Here is a 792-nt window from a genome sequence, read left to right on the forward strand (position 1 = left end):
CCGATGTGGTGGAGCGGGCCCGCGGACCTTCCGCGGCCCGCCCCGCCCGTGCCCGCGCCGGAGGCCGCCGCGGCCCGCAGGGAGGTGACGGTCGCGATCCTGGACACCGGCCTGTCGCCGCACCCGTGGTACGAGGACGCCGAGTGGTACCGGGAGCAGCGCGGCGAGGTCGAGGAGGTCCTCGACGCCGATCTGGACTTCGAGCTGGACGCGCAGGCCGGGCACGGCACGTTCATCGCGGGCGTGGTGCTGCGGCACGCGCCCACCGCGCGGCTGCGGGCCCGCCGCGTCATCGGCGGCGACGGGGTCGGCGACGAGCTCGACGTGATCCGCGCGCTGGAGTGGCTGGCCGGGTGGGGACGGGCGGATGTGGTGAACGTCTCGGTCGGCTGCCACACCTACGACGACCGGCCCTCCCCGGTGCTGGCGAACGCGGTCGCCGCGCTCGGGCGCCGGACGGTGGTCGTGGCGTGCGCGGGGAACACCGCGGGCGACCGGCCGTTCTGGCCGGCCGCGATGAAGCCGGTGATCGGCGTCGCGGCGCTGGACGGCGGCGACCGGGCCTGGTTCTCCAACCACGGCTGGTGGGTGGACGCCTGCGCGGAGGGCGTGGACGTGACCAGCACGTTCGTGCGGTTCGACGGGACGCGTCCGCCCGCCGGCGGCATCGACCCCGACCGCTTCGACGGCTACGCCACATGGAGCGGGACCTCGTTCGCGGCCCCGGTGGTGGCGGGGCGGATCGCCGGGCTGGCGGCGGCGGAGGGCCTCGGCGCGGCCGACGCCGCGGAC

General features: G+C 77.3%; 1 protein-coding gene. It reads left to right on the forward strand.

All coding sequences use genetic code 11. The features are described 5' to 3' along the window. Nucleotides 1–48: 48 nt before the first annotated feature. Nucleotides 49–792, forward strand: a 744-nt coding sequence (locus E1281_RS39800) for a S8/S53 family peptidase (RefSeq protein WP_243717824.1), incomplete at its 3' end; no start/stop codon positions are given.

This window comes from Actinomadura sp. KC345 (assembly GCF_004348515.1).
Lineage (GTDB): Bacteria > Actinomycetota > Actinomycetes > Streptosporangiales > Streptosporangiaceae > Spirillospora.